Below are 17281 nucleotides of genomic sequence, written 5' to 3' on the forward strand. Positions count from 1 at the left end.
AACTGCGGATAACCGAAGACGCTGTAAAACCCCTGCTATTATAGATATATAGAAAAAATATTCCTCGGTAGGCATACTGTGTTGGCATAAATTCACACGTTCTTGAATACGCAAACTCCAGTTAGATTACGTTATAGGCCATTTAGTCTGTTTAGACCGCTCGAAGTAGCCAGAGAATTTGCCTACAGACAGTCGTGCGGAGACGAACGTTCGAGCGTCAGACGACCGAATTGTGCGACGTGTTCACACAAAATATGGTGGAAGCGGATTCAGTATATATTACTTGGTTTCGGGGCGAATGTAGGGGCTCGGCCGAGGAGTCTGCTCTCGGTATCGGAAACGGCGCGCATGCGAGAGACGCCACGTTGGGGGGTGAGCCGAGCGAACAGCGGCTAATAGTCGCAAAACGCACGTGGAAGCAGTAGTCGGATAGTATAGTATATAGAGATAGGCAGTTTTATCATGCCGACAGACACAGCAACGGTATGGTCGAAACCCGAAAGGTGCAGGTGACGGGCGGGTCGACGTACACCGTCTCGATTCCCAAGGACTGGGCGACCGAGAACAACGTCTCCGCGGGGAGCGAGGTCGAGTTCTACCCCGAGGGCGACTCGCTGTTCCTGACGCCGCGCACGGAGGACGAGCGGACGGAGGGGACCCTCGACATCGCCAACCTCGACGGCGACGAACTCACGCGCGCGGTGATGACGATGTACGTCAGCGGGTTCGACATCATCGCCTTAGAGAGCGGCCGCATCACGACCGAGCAACGACGGACCATCCGCGAGGCGACGCAGAGCCTCGTCGGCCTCGAAGTCCTCGAAGAGACGCGCGACCGGGTCGTCATCCGCGACCTGTTGGACTCCTCGGAACTGTCCATCCACAACGCGGTGACCCGGATGCGACTCATCGCGCTGTCGATGCTCGAAGACGCCATCGCCGCCATCGCGGAACTGGACGACGACATGGCCCGCGACGTCATCCAGCGAGACGACGACGTGGACCGCCTCTGGATGGTCGTCTCCCGCATCTTCCGCGCGACGCTCCGGACCCCGAAGGCCGCCGAGGAACTCGGCCTGCCGCGTGAGGTGTGCTTCGACTACCAGTCGGCCGCCCGACAGCTCGAACGCATCGGCGACCACGCGACGAAGATAGCCCATCTGACGCTCAACTTCGAGGAACCCGTCTCCGAGGAAGTCGCCGAGGCGCTCGAAGAACTGTACGTCGAGGCGCGCAAAGTCGTCGACGACGGTATGGACGCCCTGTTCACCGACGACGCCGACGAGGCGTCGCGCCTCGCCAACGACGCCCGGGAGAAGGTGCAGGCGATAGACGAACGCGCCCGGAAGATAGACGAACTCCTGCGCGAGTTGGACCCCGCGCGCGCCCAACTGCTCGGTCTCATCGTCGACTCCGTCTCCCGGAGCGCCGACTACGGCGGCAACATCGCCGAGACGGCACTCCAGAAGGCCGCGCCGACGCCCTGACCGGGCCGAACTGCACCTTCCCGTTCGGTCGCACGCACCGCACCTCACCGACCACCACCGCTCTTCGCCGACCGCTACCGCTTCTGACCATCTACCGCTTCTGACCATCTACCGCACCTCGCCGATACTCACCGCGGAGCGGTCGCTGGCGACGGGAGAAGACGAGAGAGAATCCGCGGCGCAGTTACTCGTCGTCCACGAGGACGGCGTTGACCTGTCCGTCCTGACCGGGGCGGGAGGTGACGCGGGCGCGGCCTTCGCTGGTCTCGATGATGGCGCCCTTCGTGATGATGTTCCGGCGGATGTAGTTGACGTTCGAGGGGTTGTCCACGACGTTCTCTATCTCGGCTTCGGCGACGTCGCCGCCGTCTGCGACCTGCGCGACGTTGGTCGAGAGGGCGCGGACCTTCTGCTTGTTACCGCGGGAGTCGACGACGCGGAATCGGGGTTCGCCGACGGTCGTCTCGGTCGGTTCGCGGCCGAGTTGGTATCGCTTCTTCTTGTGCGAGGGTCGAAGTCGCCCGCCGGTGCGCTTCCGCTTCGAGCGTCCTTGGTCCTTCATAGGGGGAGAGTATCCCGGTAAGTACTTCAATCGCTCGAATCGCCCCTCGTCGTGTGCCGCACACTCACCCGGGGCGCGAGCGCCCGCCGGACGGACGAAACCGGGAACTCCTTGTGCGGGCGCGACCCGACACGTGGACATGAGCCTCGACGTCGCGGTGGCGGTGCCGTTCAAACAGCGCGGGACCTCTCGCATGGGCGAAGGCGAGTTCGTGGTCGCTCTCTCCCTGGACCGCGACTGGTTCTCGCCCGACCAGGCGAAGCGACTCATCGACGTCGCCGCCGGGCGCGGCCTCCTGACGCGCGAGGACGACGCCGTCGTCGCCGCGTTCGACCCCGCCGACGTCACCGTCCCCGAGGACTACGAACCCGACCAGTCCGTCCTCCGCGAGCAGTCGACGTTCGAACGGATGCTCGACGCCCTCGTCGCCGCCGGCCACGACAAGCAGTCGGCCGTCGCGGAGGTGAACGACCTCCAGCGTCGACTCGGCGTCAACGTGGAGGCGGCCGCCGCCCTGTACGCCACGCGGCGCGGCGTGGACGTGGCCGACGCCGCCCGTGACGCGCGCGAGGAGTTGTAGCCGCGGACACGACGGCGGCCGGTCGGGATGAACCGTCGCCGAGCGTGCGAGGACGGGCGAGGGTGCCGTCCGTTCGCCGTCGTCGCGTGGAGCGAGGACGGGGGGCGGTTCGAGAGACGTTATGTGTCCGCGGTTCGACGACCCGGACGAGAGATGGAACGGACGGTCGACCTCTCGGGCGACTCGCTCGCCCGGTTCCTCTACGCGTCCCAACTGGCCGCGCTGTTACTGGTCGTCTTCTTCGTGGCGGTCCCAGTCGACGGCGTCGCCGGCGTCGCGGTGGCGGTTCTGTTCGCGTCGCTGTCGGCCGCGGCGGCGGTCGGCCTGTGGCGAACGGTGAGGGACCGCGAGGGCGGCGAGCATCTCGGAACCGTCGACGACATCACGTACGACCCGTTCGCGGACCCCGGGCAGGCCGCCAGAGACAGGTGGGAGAAGGCGGTCCGCCGGCTCCCGGACGGGGACGACGAACGGGACTGACGGCGGAGTCGCGGGCGGCGGCGCGAACCCACTCGGGACCGCCGACAACCGCGCCGTCTAAACCGCCGAGCGGTCAACGGGCACGTATGGTCGAGGACCGCCTGACGCACGGGAAGCGAATCGCCCAACTCGTCGCCAGCGAAGTCACGGGACACGAGCGGTCGCTGTCGTCGCTGTCGGTGACCGAGTCTGACCCCGACGTGGACCCCACCGAGGACGGCGCGTTCGCCTACGCCGTCGAACGCGAGGGCGAACGCGTCGCCGAGGTGTACGTCCACCCGGACCGCGCTCGCGTCGAGTTTCTCGTCGAACAGGAGGCCGTCGCCGCCGCCGCCGAACGGGAGGGGCTCCGCGTCCGGCCGAAGGCCGTCCGTCCGCCGCGGACGCTCGTCTTCGTCGAGGACGGAGCGCAGGTGAAGTGGCTGTTGCCCGCTCTCAGGGCCGTCGCCGACCCGTGACCGCGGGTCGAAGCGACCCGTCTCAGAGCGACGCCAGCACCGACGGCAGTCGCTCGACCAGTACCTCGCGTTCGACGTGGGCGGCGGCGCGGGCGTCCGGGGCCGGGCCGCCCTCGAAGACGACCTGAATCGGCACGAGTCCGGCGTCGGCCGCACCCCCCACGTCGGCGTCCACGTCGTCGCCGACGTACGCCGTCTCCGCGGGGTCCGTGCCGAGAGCGTCCAGGAGGGCCTCGAACGCCGCCGCGTCGGGCTTGCCGGCGGGGAGTTCGCCCGTGACGAGGGCCACGTCGAAGGCGTCCTCCCAGTCGAGGGTAGCGAGTTTGTCGCGTTGGGCGACGCGCGGGCCGTTGGTGAGGAGGCCGACGGCGTACTCCTCGCGCAGGTCCGCGAGGAACGCCTCCGCGCCGGGCACGGGGACGAGGGCGTCGGCGATGTGTTCGCGGTACGCCGTGGCGACGGCGGCCGGGTCGGCGTCCGTGTCCCGGCCGGCCAGAAGCGACTCGAATATCGGCGTCCGCGTCTCCCGCGTGAGGTTGCGCCCGTGCGCGTCGAGGTAGGCCTCTCTGGAGAGTGGTGGCGCGCCCGCGGCCGTCGCGGCGTCGCGCAGAATCGTCGCTCGGTCACGCGTCGGTACCGCGAGTGTGTAGTCGAGGTCGAACCCGACCGCCCGGATAGTCACGGCTGGCGCTACGCGACGCACCACCATGACCGTTCCCGTCGCGGCGGCCGCCGCGACGGACGCCGCGTGAGAGGGTTTTTCTACGACCACGCCCACAGGTGGGCCATGACCCTCGACCCCGTCCACGTGGACGGAATCGCGGACCTGGCGGCCTATCTCGCCCGAAACGTGGACGACGAGGAGCACACCGACCTCGCCCGAACCGTCTGGGAGGAGTATCTGGACCCCCTGTACGGCCCCGACGGCGACGTGGTCCTCGACCCCCTCGGGACGCGCCGCCTCCGGTCGGTCGACGTGGACGACGTCGCCCTCGCGGACCCGCCGTTCGAGACGGTCCACGGCCTCGACTCGGGCACCATCAACCCGACGACGTTCAAGAACGGCATCGTCCTCGACGTGGCGCAGGCGGCGATGGCGGCCGTCCCCTCGGACCTCGACCTCCACCGCCACCGCAGCATCGTCGCCACCACCCACGCGAACGACGCCACGCTGAAACTGGACGAACCGTGGCGCAAACTCGACGAGGGGCACTGTCGCTGGCGCATCATCCACGCGCCCCGGGTGAGTCGCTACGCCGAGGGCGTCGTCCACGCACTCGCCCTCTACCTCGCCGAGAGCACGCACGCGCTGGAACACGCCGACGCGGTGGACGACCTCCTCGTCCTCGACGGCCCCCTCTACCCGAAGGAACTCCTGAACTGGCGCGACAGGGACGGCGAACTCCGCGACCTGTCGCGCGAGGCAAAGCCCAAACAGGTCGTCGAGAACTACGTCCGTCTGGTCGAACGGTTCGTCGAACGCGACGTCCCCCTCTGCGGGTTCGTCAAGAACCCCGCGGCGAAACACCTCGTCACCGCCGTCCGCGACAGGGGGATGGAGGCGCCGTGGACGGACGACACCGCCTTCTTCACCCGTCTGCTCGAACGCCGCGCGGCCGGCAGTCGGGGGACCGAAGGGCGGGACACGTCGGAACTGACGTTCACCAACTGGTTCGTCTCCCGCGGCGGGTCCGACCGGACGTTCTCGACGGACGGCGACGCCTACGGACTGGAACGGAACCTCGACGACGACCTGTACGAAGTCGCGTTCGTCGTCGTCTACGACCCCCGGACGGACGTCCTCTACCGCGTCGAGACGCCCGTGGCGTTCGCGCGCGACGAGGAGGTGCGACGGCGACTCACGACGCAGATGCTCAGGGGCGTCGCGGCCGAACGGGGGCCGCCCGAGTCCGTCGCGAAGGCGGACGAACTGGCGCGCATCAGCGCGCGCGAGAAGATAGCGCTCAGGCGGAAACTGGAGGAGAACCTCGACTCGGACGCCGTCCGCCGGTACGACGACGTCCGGTGGACGCCCGAGGAGTGAGCGCGGACGGGTGGCGTCTCAGGTCGTGCCGGGTTCGGACTTCACCACTTCGATGCGCACGTCGTCGGCGGCGACGCCGACGCGGGCGAACTGCGTCCGGACGTGCTCTTTGGCCGCCGCGAGGGCCTGTTCGCGCGTGTCGAACCCGCGGGGCATCGGCGAGTCGAACGCGACGTTGATGGTCCGCCCGTCTATCTCCGTCTCCGACCCCCCGCTCTCGACTTCGTAGAACTCGTCGCAGACCCACACGTACGGCGCGTCCTCGTCGGGCGCACCCTTGTACGACGGGGCCTCCTCGCCGCGTTCGAAGATGGTGCCCGTCAGCGTGGTGCCGCCGCCGTGGCCGCGAACTAGAAGCATACCGTTCCGATACGCACCCCAACCCCAAAAGACGCGCGGGGGTGTCGGAGCCATGGGTATTTTTAACGACGGCCTACCGTGTCGCAGACTATGTCCGACCTCGGTGATTTCACCGACTTCGAGGGCGACTCCGAGGCGGAGTCGTCCTCCCAATCGACCGACGCGTCCGCCGCCGGGGAGGCGCAGACGCGGACGCAGACGGCGTCGTCCGACTCCGCCGCCGACACCGACGCCGCCGACGACGGCGTGCGCGACGAGGTGTCGTTCGAGTCCTACGACGTGTCGCCCGCGGGCGAGGACCGCGGCATCGGCGCCGTCTCCGTCTCGCAGGGCCTCCGCGTCGCCGAGGACGGCGACGACACCACCCTCCGGGCGTTCGTCACGACGGGCAACCGCGACGACGTGCGCCTCGGCAAGTACCTGCTCGTCCCCTACCCGGACGACGAACTGCTGTTCTGTCGCATCACCGCCTTAGAGTACGCACAGGAGTTCCAGACGGACGACGCGACGGAGATTCACGCCCGGCGCGCGATGCGCCGGCAGGGGTTCGAGGAACGCGACTACAAGTTCGTCGCGTCGCTGGACCCCGTGGCGGTGCTGTTCGAGGATACCGAGACGCGAAGCGTCTCGGAAAGCCGGACGCCGTCCGGCGACGGGACCGAACTCAAGCGACGGATGGTCGACAGAGTCCCCAAACCGGGCGCCGTCGTCGCCGAGGCGACGGACCCCGAGCAGATAAAGACGGGCCTGAAGATTCCCGCCGAGGGTGTCTTCCTCGGCCACCTCTCCGTCGGCGGCGAGAAGGTCCGGACCGCCGCCGAACCGCCGACCATCGACTACCGCCTGAAGGACGACTACGCCGACGGCGACCCACTCGTGTTCCGGCACACTCTCGTCGCCGGGGGCACCGGGTCCGGGAAGACGCACGCCTCGAAGAACCTCCTGCGGCAACTGCTGGACGCCGACCGGACGTACGAGATGGACGACGGGCGCGACGCTCGCATGGCCGTCGTCCAGTTCGACCCGCAGGACGAGTACGCGCAGATGCACGACGACAACCCGGCGATGACCGAGTCGGTGGCGCGGCGGTACGAACGCGAGGGCGTCGCGCACGGCGGCCACGACGACACGCTCTGTCTCGTCCCGAAGGAGGACGGCGTCCCCTACGGCGGCGACAACCACCGCGCCGAGCAGTTGGAGTTCACCATCCCCTTCTCGATGGCGCGCGACAGGCCGTGGCTGGTCGCCGGCAGCAGCCTCAACGAGAACCAGTTCCCGGCGCTGAAGGAACTCCTCCGGCGGTTCTTCCGGCAGTACGGCGACGAGGGGACGTACCGGGAGTTCCTGACGTTCCTCGACGACCCCGCGTTGAAGGAGGAACTGCACGAGTCCGGCCGCGTCCACGAGGCGACGTACGACGCCGTCAAGCGGCGGGTCCGGGGCGTCCCGAACGGCGTGTTCGACCAGTCCGCGCGGCCCATCACGGAGTTGGACCACGAACTCGTCCGACCGGGCGGCCTCACCGTCGTCCCCACCTACCACCTCTCGACGAGTCGCGCCAAGGAGATGTTCGTCCTCGCGGTGTCGAGCATGCTCATCGACGACAAACTGTCGAACGCGCCCGACTCGACGCGAATCAAGGAGACGCCCCTCGTCCTCGGGATGGACGAGGCGCACAACTTCCTCGCCGACGCCGACAACGTGCAGGCGCGGAAAGTCGTCTCGAAGTTCACCGAGGCGGCCAAGCAGGGTCGAAAGGAGCGTCTCGGCCTGTTCCTCATCACGCAGGACCCGCAGGACGTGGCCGAACCCGTGTTCAAGCAGGTGAACACGAAACTCGTCCTCAACCTCGGCGACGAGGACGCCATCAAGAGCGTGAACATCCCGCCGAACCTGGAGGACAAGGTACCGTACATGGAGAAGGGGCAGATGGTCGTCTACTCGCCGGACAACTCCGAACCGGTCGAACTCGTCGGCCTCTCCACGTGCGTGACGCGGCACGGCGAGTGACCGGAACGCGGACAGGTATTTTTGTAGATTGGTAACGTACCGTGAGTATGGCCCGACACCTGCTCCTCCCCGTCGACGGGTCGCCGCAGTCCCTGGAGGCGCTTCAGTTCGCCGCCTCGGAGTGGGAGGACGCCCGCGTCACCCTGCTCAACGTCATCAACCCGGTGGACGCCGGCTACCGCTTGAGCGGGTTCCCCGCCGGGTCCGAGGAGTGGTACGACGCCGCCCGCGAACGGGCCGAGGCGGTGTTGGACGAGGCGCAGGCCGAACTCCCCGCGGACGCGACGGTGGACCGGCGCGTCGAAGTCGGCAGGCCCGCCGCGGCCATCCTCGAAGTCGCCCGCGAGGGCGACGTCGACCACGTCGTCGTCGGCAGTCACGGCCGCGAGGGAATCTCGCGCATCCTCCTCGGCAGCGTCGCGGAGGCCGTCGTCAGGCGGTCGCCCGTCCCCGTGACCGTGGTTCACTGACGGCCGCGGCGGCGGCGGCGCGCGGCCGGCCGGTGTCACCGGCGTAACCCGGTGACGCCCGCCCTACGAGCCGTGAGAGCACGGAATCGGTGTCGGAGGCGTCCGCCGGTGTCACCCGCGCTTTACGTCCCTCGTCCGTACGGTCGGGCGATGGAATACGACGAAGTCGTCACGTCCCGGCGGTCCGTCCACCAGTACGCAGACGAACCGCTCCCGACCGACGTCATCGAGTCTATCTTCGAGCGCGTCCGCTACGCGCCGTCGAGCTACAACCTCCAGCCGTGGGAGTTCCTCGTCCTCACGGACGACGGGAAGCGTCAGCGACTCCGCGAGGCGGCGTTCGACCAGGAACACGTCACCGAGGCGCCCGTCGCCGTCGTCGTCCTCGGGAACAAGGACCCCGCCGCGCACGCCGAGGCCGTCCTCGACGACTGGCTGGCGAAGGGCTACCTGCCGAACGCCGAGGCTCGCGACGCCGTGAAGGGCAACGTCGAGGGGATGGCCGACCAGCCCGAGGAGGAACGACGCGTCTGGACGGTTCGGTCGTCCACCATCGCCGCGACGGAACTGATGAACGCGGCGTGGGACGAGGGCGTCGCTTCCTGCCCGATGGGCGGGTTCGACCCCGAGGGCGTCCTCGACGCGTTCGACGTCGACGGCGACCAGTACGAACCCGTGCTGCTCGTCACCCTCGGCTACCCCGCCGAAGAGGCCGCGGACGTGGAGAACGAGCGGAAGTACCGCCGTCCCGTCGACGAAATCGTCCACTACGACGAGTTCGACCCCGTCGAGTCGACCGAACTCCCCGAGGACGCCGTCGCCGAGGCGGCCGCCGACGACTGACCCGACGCCAGTCGGTCACACCGCCGACCCCAGACCCGCAGGACCGCCGTCTCGCGCCCGATTCGGACCGCGCCCTACTCGTACGCGGCGACGACCGAGGCGACGGCGTTCACCACGTCGTCGCGGGCGTCGCCGTCGAGGGCGACGAGTGGCGGGCGGACCGCGTCCGCGTCGAGGACGCCGCGGGCCCGAAGTCCCGCCTTCGCGACGGGCGCGAACCCGTGGTCGACGCACTGCTGGAACAGGGGTGCGACGTGTTCCTCGTGGACCCGGCGCGCCGCGGCCGTGTCGCCCGATTCGACGGCGTCGGCGGCCGCCACGAACGCCTCCGGAATCACGTTCGACAGCGCGTTGATGCCGCCGTCGGACCCGAACAGGAGTCCGGGGACGAGGTGGCTGTCGAACCCCTCGAACAGTTGGAACGCGTCGGGCGTCCGCCGGAGGAGTTCCGAGAAGTAGTTGAAGTCGCCGCTGGAGTCCTTGAGCCCGAGGACGCGTTCGTGGTCGGCCACCCCGACCACGGTGTCGACGGGTATCTCGCGCCCGACGCATGCGGGGAGGTTGTAGAGGTAGACGGGGAGGGCGGCGTCGTCGGCGACGGCGCGGAGGAACGCCGCGTCGCCCGCCGGGTCGTTCGACCCGTGGAAGTACGGCAGGGTGACGAGCGCGGCGTCCGCACCCGCCGCGGCCGCCGCCTCGACTCGGTCGAGCGTCTCCGCGACGCCCGTCGCCGCCGTCCCCGCGAGGACCGGCGCACCGTCGGCGTGTTCGACGGTCGTCTCGACGACGGCGCGGTTCTCCGCGGGCGTGAGGCTGGCGAACTCACCCGTCGTCCCGCACGGCACCACGCCGTCGACGCCGCCGTCGAGGACGTGTTCGACCAGCGACCCGAGCGCTCCGTGGTCCACCGCGCCGTCGGCGTCGAACGGCGTGACGAGCGGACAGTGGACTCCTCGAAACCGTCGCGTGACGTCTGCGACCATGGTTCGTACTCCCGGACGGTGCAGTTATAGCTTCCTTCGGTCACCGACCGGTCGACGCGGCCGGGGCCCGCCACTCCCAAGTGTGTCACTCTCTAACGTACCAATGGGTCATGTACCCGCTCATCCGTCGCACGGACGAATCGGCGTTCGACCGTATCCGCGACGCGATTCTCAACCGCGGCGACCCGGACGACGGCCGTGACCCGGCCAATCCCGGCGGACCGACGCCCGCGTGAGTGCGGGCGGTCCGCCCGCCGTCACCGCCCGCGGTCAGAAGATGTTCGCCTGTCGGTAGACGCTGATGCCGTCGCTCGTGAGTTCGTACGGCTTCGTCTCCCGGGAGTGGTTCGCGTCGCGTATCTTCTGAATCTCGATGGCCAGTCGCGTCTCGCGGAAGTCGCTCGGGCGGACGTACTGGAGGACGAACACCGCGTCGGCGAGGTACTCGACGAGTCCGTGCCGCGAGGTGTAGGGGTTGTCCTCCTTCGCCTCGGAGGTGAGAAGCGTCGTCACGCCCGCGTCCTTCAGCGCGCGGGCGAAGTCGAACACCTGACTCCGGCGTTCCGAGGGGTGGTCGTACATCATCTCCAGCAGCGAGACCGAGTCGAGAACGAGGCGTTCGGCTCCGAAGTCGGCGACGAGGCGCGGCAGGTCGCTCTGGATGTTGGCCAGACTGTTCGCCATCTCGACGGGGTCGAGGTCGATGACGGCCAGTCGGTCCTCCGCGGCGTACTGCCGGAACTCCCAGCCCTTCTCCTCGGCGGTGTCGAAGATGCGCTCTCGGCTCTCCTCCAGCGTGATGTAGACGGCCTTGTCCCCGTTCTCGAGCGCCCGGTTGAGAAACTGCAGGCCGAACGTGGTCTTGCCCGTCCCGGCCGAACCGATGGTGACCATCAGCGACCGCTTCGGGACGCCGCCGAGGACCATCTCGTCCAGTCCGTCGATGCCGATGTCGAGGCGGTCGATGTCGGAGTCGAACTCCTCCTCGTCGAAGCTCTCGGTGCCGGCGTCCGGGCGCGGTGCCTCCCCCTCGGCGTCGCCGGAGACCGAGGGCGCGCCCTTCATCGCGGCGGCGAAGTCCTCGGGGAACGGGTCGTGGCCGTCTTCGCTCCGCCCCGGCGGCGAGCGCTTCGGGCCGTCGCGCACGCCGCCGAACGGGTCCGCGCCGGCGTCCTCGGAGTCCGAGTCCGCGGACGCCGCGCCCGCCTCGAAGCCGAACGCGGCCTCGAAGTCGTCGCCGGTGGACGCCGGAGACTCCGGCGGTGTCCCGTCGGTCGGCGGCGGGTCCGCGGTGGCGTCGCCCCGAGACGCCGCGTCCTCGGAGGCGTCTGCCGGTGTGTCGCGCGGGTCGCGCGTCGATGGGTCGTCCGACGCCGTCGTCCCCCGGCCCTCCGCGTCGGCAGGGTCAGCGTCGCCGGGGTCCGCGTCGTCGTCCGCGGGTGCGTCGTCGGCCTCGTCGCCGCGCGACGCCTCCTCGTCCGCGAACGCGCGTTCGAACCAGTCGTCGTCGCTCACGCGCCGTCCCTCCGCGAGGCGTCGGCGAGTCGGGCGGCGCGAGAACGCGAAGCGGTCGATTCCATCGCAGTCGTCGGTAGGTGGTGGTCAGGTGCTATGAATGTTGCCGTGGCGAGGACGCCGCGCGACCGGCGAGCGAATCGGGTGACGGTGGGCTTTTGCCGGGTGAGAGTCAACCGGAGAGACGAGCATGCAGGTGGCCATCGTCGCACAACGGGGGAACAGTCGGGCCGCGTACCTGTCCGACGACCTCCGCGAGCGACTCCGCGAGGCGGGTGTGGAGGTCCGGGTCGACGCGAAGACGGCGGCGGAACTCGGCGTCGAGGGCCACCCGGTCGAGACGTTCGCGACGGCGGACCTCGTGGTGAGTATCGGCGGCGACGGAACGTTCCTGTTCGCCGCGCGCGGGGCGGGCGGGACGCCCATCATCGGCGTCAACCTCGGCGAAGTCGGCTTCCTGAACGCCGTGGGTCCCGAGGACGCCGTCGAGGCGGTGATGGCCGAAGTCGAGCGCTTCCGCGACGGCGAGTCGCTCACGCACCGCGAGGTGCCGCGCATCGCCGCCCGGACCGACGGCTGGACCGGCCACCCGGCGATGAACGAAATCGTCGTGCAGGGGCCGAGACGCGGCCACGGCGGCGGCGTCGGCGTGGAAGTCCGCGTCGACGGGTCGCTCTACACCGGCGGCCACGCCGACGGCGTCCTCGTGGCGACGCCGACGGGGAGCACCGCGTACAACCTGAGCGAACGCGGACCGCTCGTCCATCCGAGCGTCGAGGGCCTCGTCGTCAACGAGATGGTGCCGGACAGCGGGATGCCGCCGCTGGTCGTCGCGCCGGACGCCGAGGTGAGCATCACCGTGACGGACGCCGAGGAGGCCGTCGTCGTCAGCGACGGGCGGCACCGACAGTACGTCACGCCGCCGACCGAGGTGACGATAGCGACGACGGACGACCCCGTCCGACTCGCCGGACCGTCGTCTGACTTCTTCGAGGCGCTCGGAAAACTCGACTGACGCGCGGTCCGCCGGCCGACGCTCGGTCCGCGGACTGGGCTCAGTCCGCCGACTCGCTCTCCTCGACCGCTTCGGTTCCCGGGTCGGGTCGCGCCGCCGCGGGCGCGGTCTGCCAGTCGATGTCGACGACGCCCTCGGGCGTGCCGCGGAGGCCGCGACGAGCGACCACCTCGAACGTCCGGTCGGCCGCCGCGGGCGTGAACAGGGAGGCGACGCAGAGGCCGGCGACGTCGGCGCGGGGGATGCTCCCGGAGACGGTGTCGCCGCCCTCGCCGACGACGACGTCACCCGTCGCGTCGGCGTTCGTCAGCCCGCCGGGACGGAGAATCGTGTAGGTGACTCCCGACTCTCTGAGGTGCGCCTCCGCGCGCGCCTTCGCCGGGAGGACGCCGAGTCCGCGGAACAGGAGGCGGAGGCCGAGTTGCATCCCCGGGGCGGAGTCGCCGACGCCGAGCGAGGAGACGAGGACGAAGTGGTCGACGCCGGCCGCCGCGGCGGCGTCGACGAGGTTCTTCGTCCCCTCGCCGTCGGCGAAGTCCGACGTGAGCGTGCCGATACCGGGCGAGGAACCGAGCGTACAGACGACGGCGTCGACGGCGTCGACGGCGCGGGCGGCGTCGTCGGGCGTCAGCACGTCGCCGACGACGACTTCGTCGGCACCGCGTTCGCGAAGCGACGACTCGCTGTCCGCGTCGCGCGTCATCGCGCGGACGACCACGTCGCCGTCGGCCGCCCGGAGGAGGTCCACGACGCGGCGGCCCGTCCCCCCCGTCGCGCCGGCGACCAGCACTCGCCCGCTCGTGATTGTCATGCGGTATCGTGGTGCCCGGACGTACATAACGGTTCGTTCGGTGGACAAAATCTGCGGTCGCGAACGCAGTCGCGGGAGGGCGCCCACGGCATGCCGACAGGTGACAGACACCGTGCCGCGTGGACGCCGTCGCCCGCACCGTGGGAATAGGTGGCACGGGCCAAAAAACTCGTCGGGGGTGCGCGCGCCGCGAACGACCGCTACTCCGCGCCCCAGTCGGCCGTCCGCTTGGGACGTTCGGAGATGGCCAGCACGTCCAGCGACTCCTCCTTCGAGCCGACCGCTTCGAGGGCGGCCGAGGCGGAGGCGTGCGTGGAGAAGTACGTTATCTCCTCTTCGACGCACAGTTCGAGGAGGTCACGGTTGCGCGACACCACGAGGTCGATCCGCCCCTCGCGGACGGCGGCGTCGCGTTCCTCGGTGTCCTCGAAGGACGCGATGTCGAAGTGCTCGGCGACGCCGTCGCGGAGGGCGGCGCCCGCCTCGGTGTCGGCGTCGGGGAACTCCTCTGCGGAGAGGTCGACGATGGCCGTGCCGCCCGCGGGAATCGGCTTGCCCGTGGCGTCCTGCGCCTTGTCGTAGGCCCTGCCGAACGACCGCGCGGTGCCCATCACCTCGCCCGTCGACTTCATCTCCGGGCCGAGGCGCGGGTCCGAACCCGGCAGGCGGTCGAACGGGAGGACCACCTCTTTCACCGAGGTGTGCTCGGGAATCTGCTCGGTTACGTCCAGCGATTCGAGCGTCTCGCCCGCCATCACCTTCGCGGCGAGTTTGGCGATGGGGACGCCCGTCGCCTTCGAGACGAACGGGACGGTGCGCGAGGAGCGCGGGTTCGCCTCCAGCACGTACACCTCGCCGTCTTTGACCGCCAACTGGACGTTCAGGAGACCCACCGTGTCGAGGGCGGTGGCGATGTCCTCGGTCACCTCGCGGACGCGGGCCATCGTCTCCTCGTCGAGGGCGCGCGGCGGAATCATGCAGGCGGAGTCGCCGGAGTGGACGCCGGCGCTCTCGACGTGTTCCATCACGCCGCCGATGAGGGCGCGGCGGCCGTCGCTGACGGCGTCCACGTCGAGTTCGACGGCGTCGTCGAGGAACTCGTCCACGAGGATGGGTTTGTCCGGCGAGACGCGGACGGCCTCCTCGATGTACGTCTTCAGTTCCTCGTCGGAGTGGACCACGTCCATCGCGCGGCCGCCGAGGACGTACGACGGGCGGACCAGCACCGGGTAGCCGATGTCGCGGGCGAGTTCGAGCGCTTCCTCCTCGCTCCGGGCGGACCCGCCTTCGGGTTGCAGGATGCCGAGTTCGTCCATCAGGAGGTTGAACCGGTCGCGGTCCTCCGCGAGGTCCATCGCGTCGACGGTCGTCCCGAGAACCTCGCAGTCGAGGCCGCGGCGCTGAATCTCCGATTCGAGGGGGTGGCCGATGTTGACCGACGTCTGCCCGCCGAACTGGACCATCACGCCGTCGGCGTCGACGGCCTCGACCACGTCCGCGACCTCTTCGGCCGTGATGGGCTCGAAGAACAGGCCGTCGGAGGTGTCGTAGTCCGTGGAGACGGTCTCGGGGTTGTTGTTGACCACGTGCGCGTCGATGCCCATCTCGCGCAGGGCGCGGACGGCGTGGACCGAGCAGTAGTCGAACTCGACGCCTTGGCCGATGCGGATGGGACCGCCGCCGACCACGACGACGCTCTCCACGTCGCGGTCGACGCGGAGTTCGCCGGCGGCGGCGTCGCCCTCGTAGGGGCCGGAGAAGAACTCCGGCTTGCGCGAGGAGTAGTAGTACGGCGTCTGCGCGGCGAACTCGCCGGCGCAGGTGTCGACCTGTTTGTACGTGCGGCCGGGTACCTGCGTCTCGACGGTTCCCACGTCGCTGCCCGTCGCGGCGGCTATCTCGGTGTTCGTGTGCCCCGCGGTGGCGGCGGCGGTGAAGTCGCCCTCCTGCGCGGCGGCGACGGAGTCGGTGACGCGCTTGAACCGCTCGACGTACCACTCCTTCATCTCGGTCATCTCGACCACGTCGTCGACCGAGTAACCGCGCTCGAACGCCTCGAAGATGGCGTACGGGCGGTCGGGCGTCGGCGTCTCCAGATAGTCGGCTTCGAGTTCGTCGTCGGACACCTCCGCCCAGTCGGCGGCAGGGTCGTACTCGGTCGAACGAAGCGCCTTCAGGAGCGACTCCTCGAACGTCCGGCCGATGGACATCGCCTCGCCGGTGGACTTCATCGCCGTCGAGAGCTCGAAGTCCACCTCGTCGAACTTGTCTTTGGGCCACCGCGGAATCTTCGTCACCACGTAGTCGATTGCGGGCTCGAAGGCGGCGGTGGTCTCGCCGGTAATCTCGTTCTCTATCTCGTGGAGGCGCTTGCCGAGGGCCACCTTCGCCGTCACGCGGGCGATGGGGTACCCCGTCGCCTTCGACGCGAGGGCGGACGAACGGGAGACGCGGGGGTTCACCTCGACGACGCGGTACTCGCCGCCGGGGGTGCCGTCGTCGTGCCACGCGAACTGGATGTTACAGCCGCCCTGGATGCCGAGTTCGCGGATGACTTCCAACGCCGCGTCGCGCATCTCCTGGTGCCCCTCGTCCGGAATCACCTGCGACGGCGTGACGACCATCGACTCGCCGGTGTGGATACCCATCGGGTCGATGTTCTCCATGTTGCAGATGATGATGCAGGAGTCGTCGGCGTCGCGCATCACCTCGTACTCCAGTTCGACCCACCCCGAGATGGACTCGGTGATGAGCACCTCGCTGTTGCGCGAGAGGCGGAGGCCCTTGCGGACGCGTTCGACGAGTTCGTCCATCTCGTGGACGACGCCCGACCCCGACCCGCCGAGCGTGTACGTCGTCCGGGCGATGACGGGGAGGCCGCCCACCGCGTCGACGGCCGCCTCGACGCGTTCTTCGAGGTCCGCTTCCGTGACGTTGGCCACCTTCTCGTCCTCCTCCAGCGAGATGGTGGTCGACGCCGGCACCGGTTGGCCGATGTTCTCCATCCGCTTGCGGAACAGGTCGCGGTCCTCCGTCGCGTAGATTGTGTCCAGCGGCGTCCCCATGATGTCCACGTCGAACTCCTCTAAGATGCCCTGCTCTGCGAGTTCGGCCGTGACGTTCAGTCCCGTCTGCCCCCCGAGTCCGGCGATGACGCCGTCGGGCTCCTCCTTCCGAATCACCTCGGAGATGGCCTCGGGCGTGATGGGTTCGATGTAGACCTTGTCGGCCATCTCGGGGTCGGTCATGATGGTCGCCGGGTTCGAGTTGACGAGGACGACTCGTGCCCCCTCCTCCTGGAGCGCTCGACACGCCTGCGCGCCGGAGTAGTCGAACTCGGCCGCCTGTCCGATCTGTATCGGCCCGCTTCCGATGAGTAGAATTGTCCTGTTCTCGCTCCCGGTCGGAGAGCCAGTCGAGGTGTCCTCGTCGGTCATCGTGGTGTAGAAATCGGCACATCGTAATAAGCCCGGCGAATTTCTACGAGATACGAAATCGAGTTTCGAATTTCGTAGTGGCGGTCGGGAGTCGGCGAATCAGCGCGCTCGCGGCGTCAGCGGCGTCGCTCGACGGCGTGCGAGAGGACGACACCCGGACGGGCGTCGGGGTGACGAGGCGGGAGGCAGGACGGGACGAGATGGGACGGGGCAGACCGAGACGGGG

The 17281-nt window shown here is 69.1% G+C and carries 17 protein-coding genes; 10 read left to right on the forward strand and 7 right to left on the reverse strand.

Annotated elements, in window-relative coordinates; translation table 11 throughout:
* The first annotated feature begins 485 nt into the window (after positions 1-485).
* Complete coding sequence (locus BM310_RS13190; protein WP_089808433.1) at positions 486-1487, forward strand: phosphate signaling complex PhoU family protein; 1002 nt, start codon at positions 486-488, stop codon at positions 1485-1487.
* A gap of 184 nt (positions 1488-1671) precedes the next feature.
* Here BM310_RS13190 and BM310_RS13195 read toward each other — a convergent pair whose 3' ends face one another.
* Positions 1672-2049: a 30S ribosomal protein S8e gene (locus BM310_RS13195; RefSeq protein ID WP_089808435.1), complete on the reverse strand. Its 378-nt coding sequence runs from the start codon at positions 2047-2049 to the stop codon at positions 1672-1674.
* 139 nt (positions 2050-2188) lie between these two features.
* On the opposite strand from BM310_RS13195, the gene BM310_RS13200 reads away from it, so the two are divergent.
* From BM310_RS13200 to BM310_RS13210, 3 genes are all read left to right on the forward strand, one after another.
* Positions 2189-2629: a DUF2240 family protein gene (locus tag BM310_RS13200; protein WP_089808437.1), complete on the forward strand. Its 441-nt coding sequence runs from the start codon at positions 2189-2191 to the stop codon at positions 2627-2629.
* Between the two features lie 153 nt (positions 2630-2782).
* On the forward strand, positions 2783-3109 hold the full coding sequence (locus tag BM310_RS13205; RefSeq protein WP_089809237.1) for a hypothetical protein: 327 nt from the start codon (positions 2783-2785) through the stop codon (positions 3107-3109).
* An 86-nt stretch (positions 3110-3195) separates the two neighbouring features.
* A complete protein-coding gene (locus BM310_RS13210) occupies positions 3196-3567 on the forward strand; it encodes a hypothetical protein (protein ID WP_089808439.1) in 372 nt (123 codons plus the stop codon).
* A gap of 22 nt (positions 3568-3589) precedes the next feature.
* Here BM310_RS13210 and BM310_RS13215 read toward each other — a convergent pair whose 3' ends face one another.
* Positions 3590-4276 carry an HAD family hydrolase gene (locus BM310_RS13215; RefSeq protein WP_177232617.1) on the reverse strand — a complete coding sequence of 229 codons (687 nt, stop codon included), beginning with the start codon at positions 4274-4276 and terminating at the stop codon, positions 3590-3592.
* A gap of 78 nt (positions 4277-4354) precedes the next feature.
* Between BM310_RS13215 and BM310_RS13220 the strand changes: the two genes are divergently transcribed.
* On the forward strand, positions 4355-5611 hold the full coding sequence (locus BM310_RS13220) for a DNA double-strand break repair nuclease NurA (protein ID WP_089808443.1): 1257 nt from the start codon (positions 4355-4357) through the stop codon (positions 5609-5611).
* An 18-nt stretch (positions 5612-5629) separates the two neighbouring features.
* Here the strand turns inward: BM310_RS13220 and BM310_RS13225 are convergent, their stop codons facing one another.
* Positions 5630-5971, reverse strand: coding sequence for a DUF7113 family protein (locus BM310_RS13225; protein WP_089808445.1), 342 nt, complete (start codon positions 5969-5971; stop codon positions 5630-5632).
* Between the two features lie 90 nt (positions 5972-6061).
* Between BM310_RS13225 and BM310_RS13230 the strand changes: the two genes are divergently transcribed.
* The 3 genes from BM310_RS13230 (at position 6062) to BM310_RS13240 (ending at position 9294) form a co-directional block, all read left to right on the forward strand.
* Positions 6062-7981: an ATP-binding protein gene (locus BM310_RS13230; RefSeq protein ID WP_089808447.1), complete on the forward strand. Its 1920-nt coding sequence runs from the start codon at positions 6062-6064 to the stop codon at positions 7979-7981.
* A 47-nt stretch (positions 7982-8028) separates the two neighbouring features.
* Positions 8029-8451 (forward strand): universal stress protein, encoded by a 423-nt coding sequence (locus BM310_RS13235; protein WP_089808449.1) that lies wholly within the window; start codon positions 8029-8031, stop codon positions 8449-8451.
* 150 nt (positions 8452-8601) lie between these two features.
* Entirely contained in the window at positions 8602-9294 is a 693-nt protein-coding gene (locus BM310_RS13240) for a nitroreductase family protein (RefSeq protein ID WP_089808451.1), read from the forward strand.
* Positions 9295-9368: 74 nt separating this feature from the next.
* Here BM310_RS13240 and BM310_RS13245 read toward each other — a convergent pair whose 3' ends face one another.
* Positions 9369-10277 (reverse strand): dihydrodipicolinate synthase family protein, encoded by a 909-nt coding sequence (locus tag BM310_RS13245; RefSeq protein WP_089808453.1) that lies wholly within the window; start codon positions 10275-10277, stop codon positions 9369-9371.
* 110 nt (positions 10278-10387) lie between these two features.
* Between BM310_RS13245 and BM310_RS21860 the strand changes: the two genes are divergently transcribed.
* Positions 10388-10513: a hypothetical protein gene (locus tag BM310_RS21860; protein WP_255473627.1), complete on the forward strand. Its 126-nt coding sequence runs from the start codon at positions 10388-10390 to the stop codon at positions 10511-10513.
* A gap of 34 nt (positions 10514-10547) precedes the next feature.
* Here the strand turns inward: BM310_RS21860 and BM310_RS13250 are convergent, their stop codons facing one another.
* Complete coding sequence (locus BM310_RS13250; protein WP_089808454.1) at positions 10548-11792, reverse strand: KaiC domain-containing protein; 1245 nt, start codon at positions 11790-11792, stop codon at positions 10548-10550.
* Positions 11793-11982: 190 nt separating this feature from the next.
* Here BM310_RS13250 and BM310_RS13255 point away from each other — a divergent pair, with 190 nt between their 5' ends.
* Positions 11983-12807 carry an NAD(+)/NADH kinase gene (locus BM310_RS13255; RefSeq protein ID WP_089808456.1) on the forward strand — a complete coding sequence of 275 codons (825 nt, stop codon included), beginning with the start codon at positions 11983-11985 and terminating at the stop codon, positions 12805-12807.
* Between the two features lie 40 nt (positions 12808-12847).
* Here BM310_RS13255 and BM310_RS13260 read toward each other — a convergent pair whose 3' ends face one another.
* Both BM310_RS13260 and carB read right to left on the reverse strand, forming a co-directional pair.
* Positions 12848-13618 carry an SDR family oxidoreductase gene (locus BM310_RS13260; RefSeq protein ID WP_089808458.1) on the reverse strand — a complete coding sequence of 257 codons (771 nt, stop codon included), beginning with the start codon at positions 13616-13618 and terminating at the stop codon, positions 12848-12850.
* A gap of 200 nt (positions 13619-13818) precedes the next feature.
* Positions 13819-17055, reverse strand: coding sequence for a carbamoyl-phosphate synthase large subunit (carB, locus tag BM310_RS13265; RefSeq protein ID WP_089808460.1), 3237 nt, complete (start codon positions 17053-17055; stop codon positions 13819-13821).
* Positions 17056-17281 lie beyond the last annotated feature (226 nt).

This window comes from Halogeometricum rufum, from assembly GCF_900112175.1.
GTDB lineage: Archaea > Halobacteriota > Halobacteria > Halobacteriales > Haloferacaceae > Halogeometricum > Halogeometricum rufum.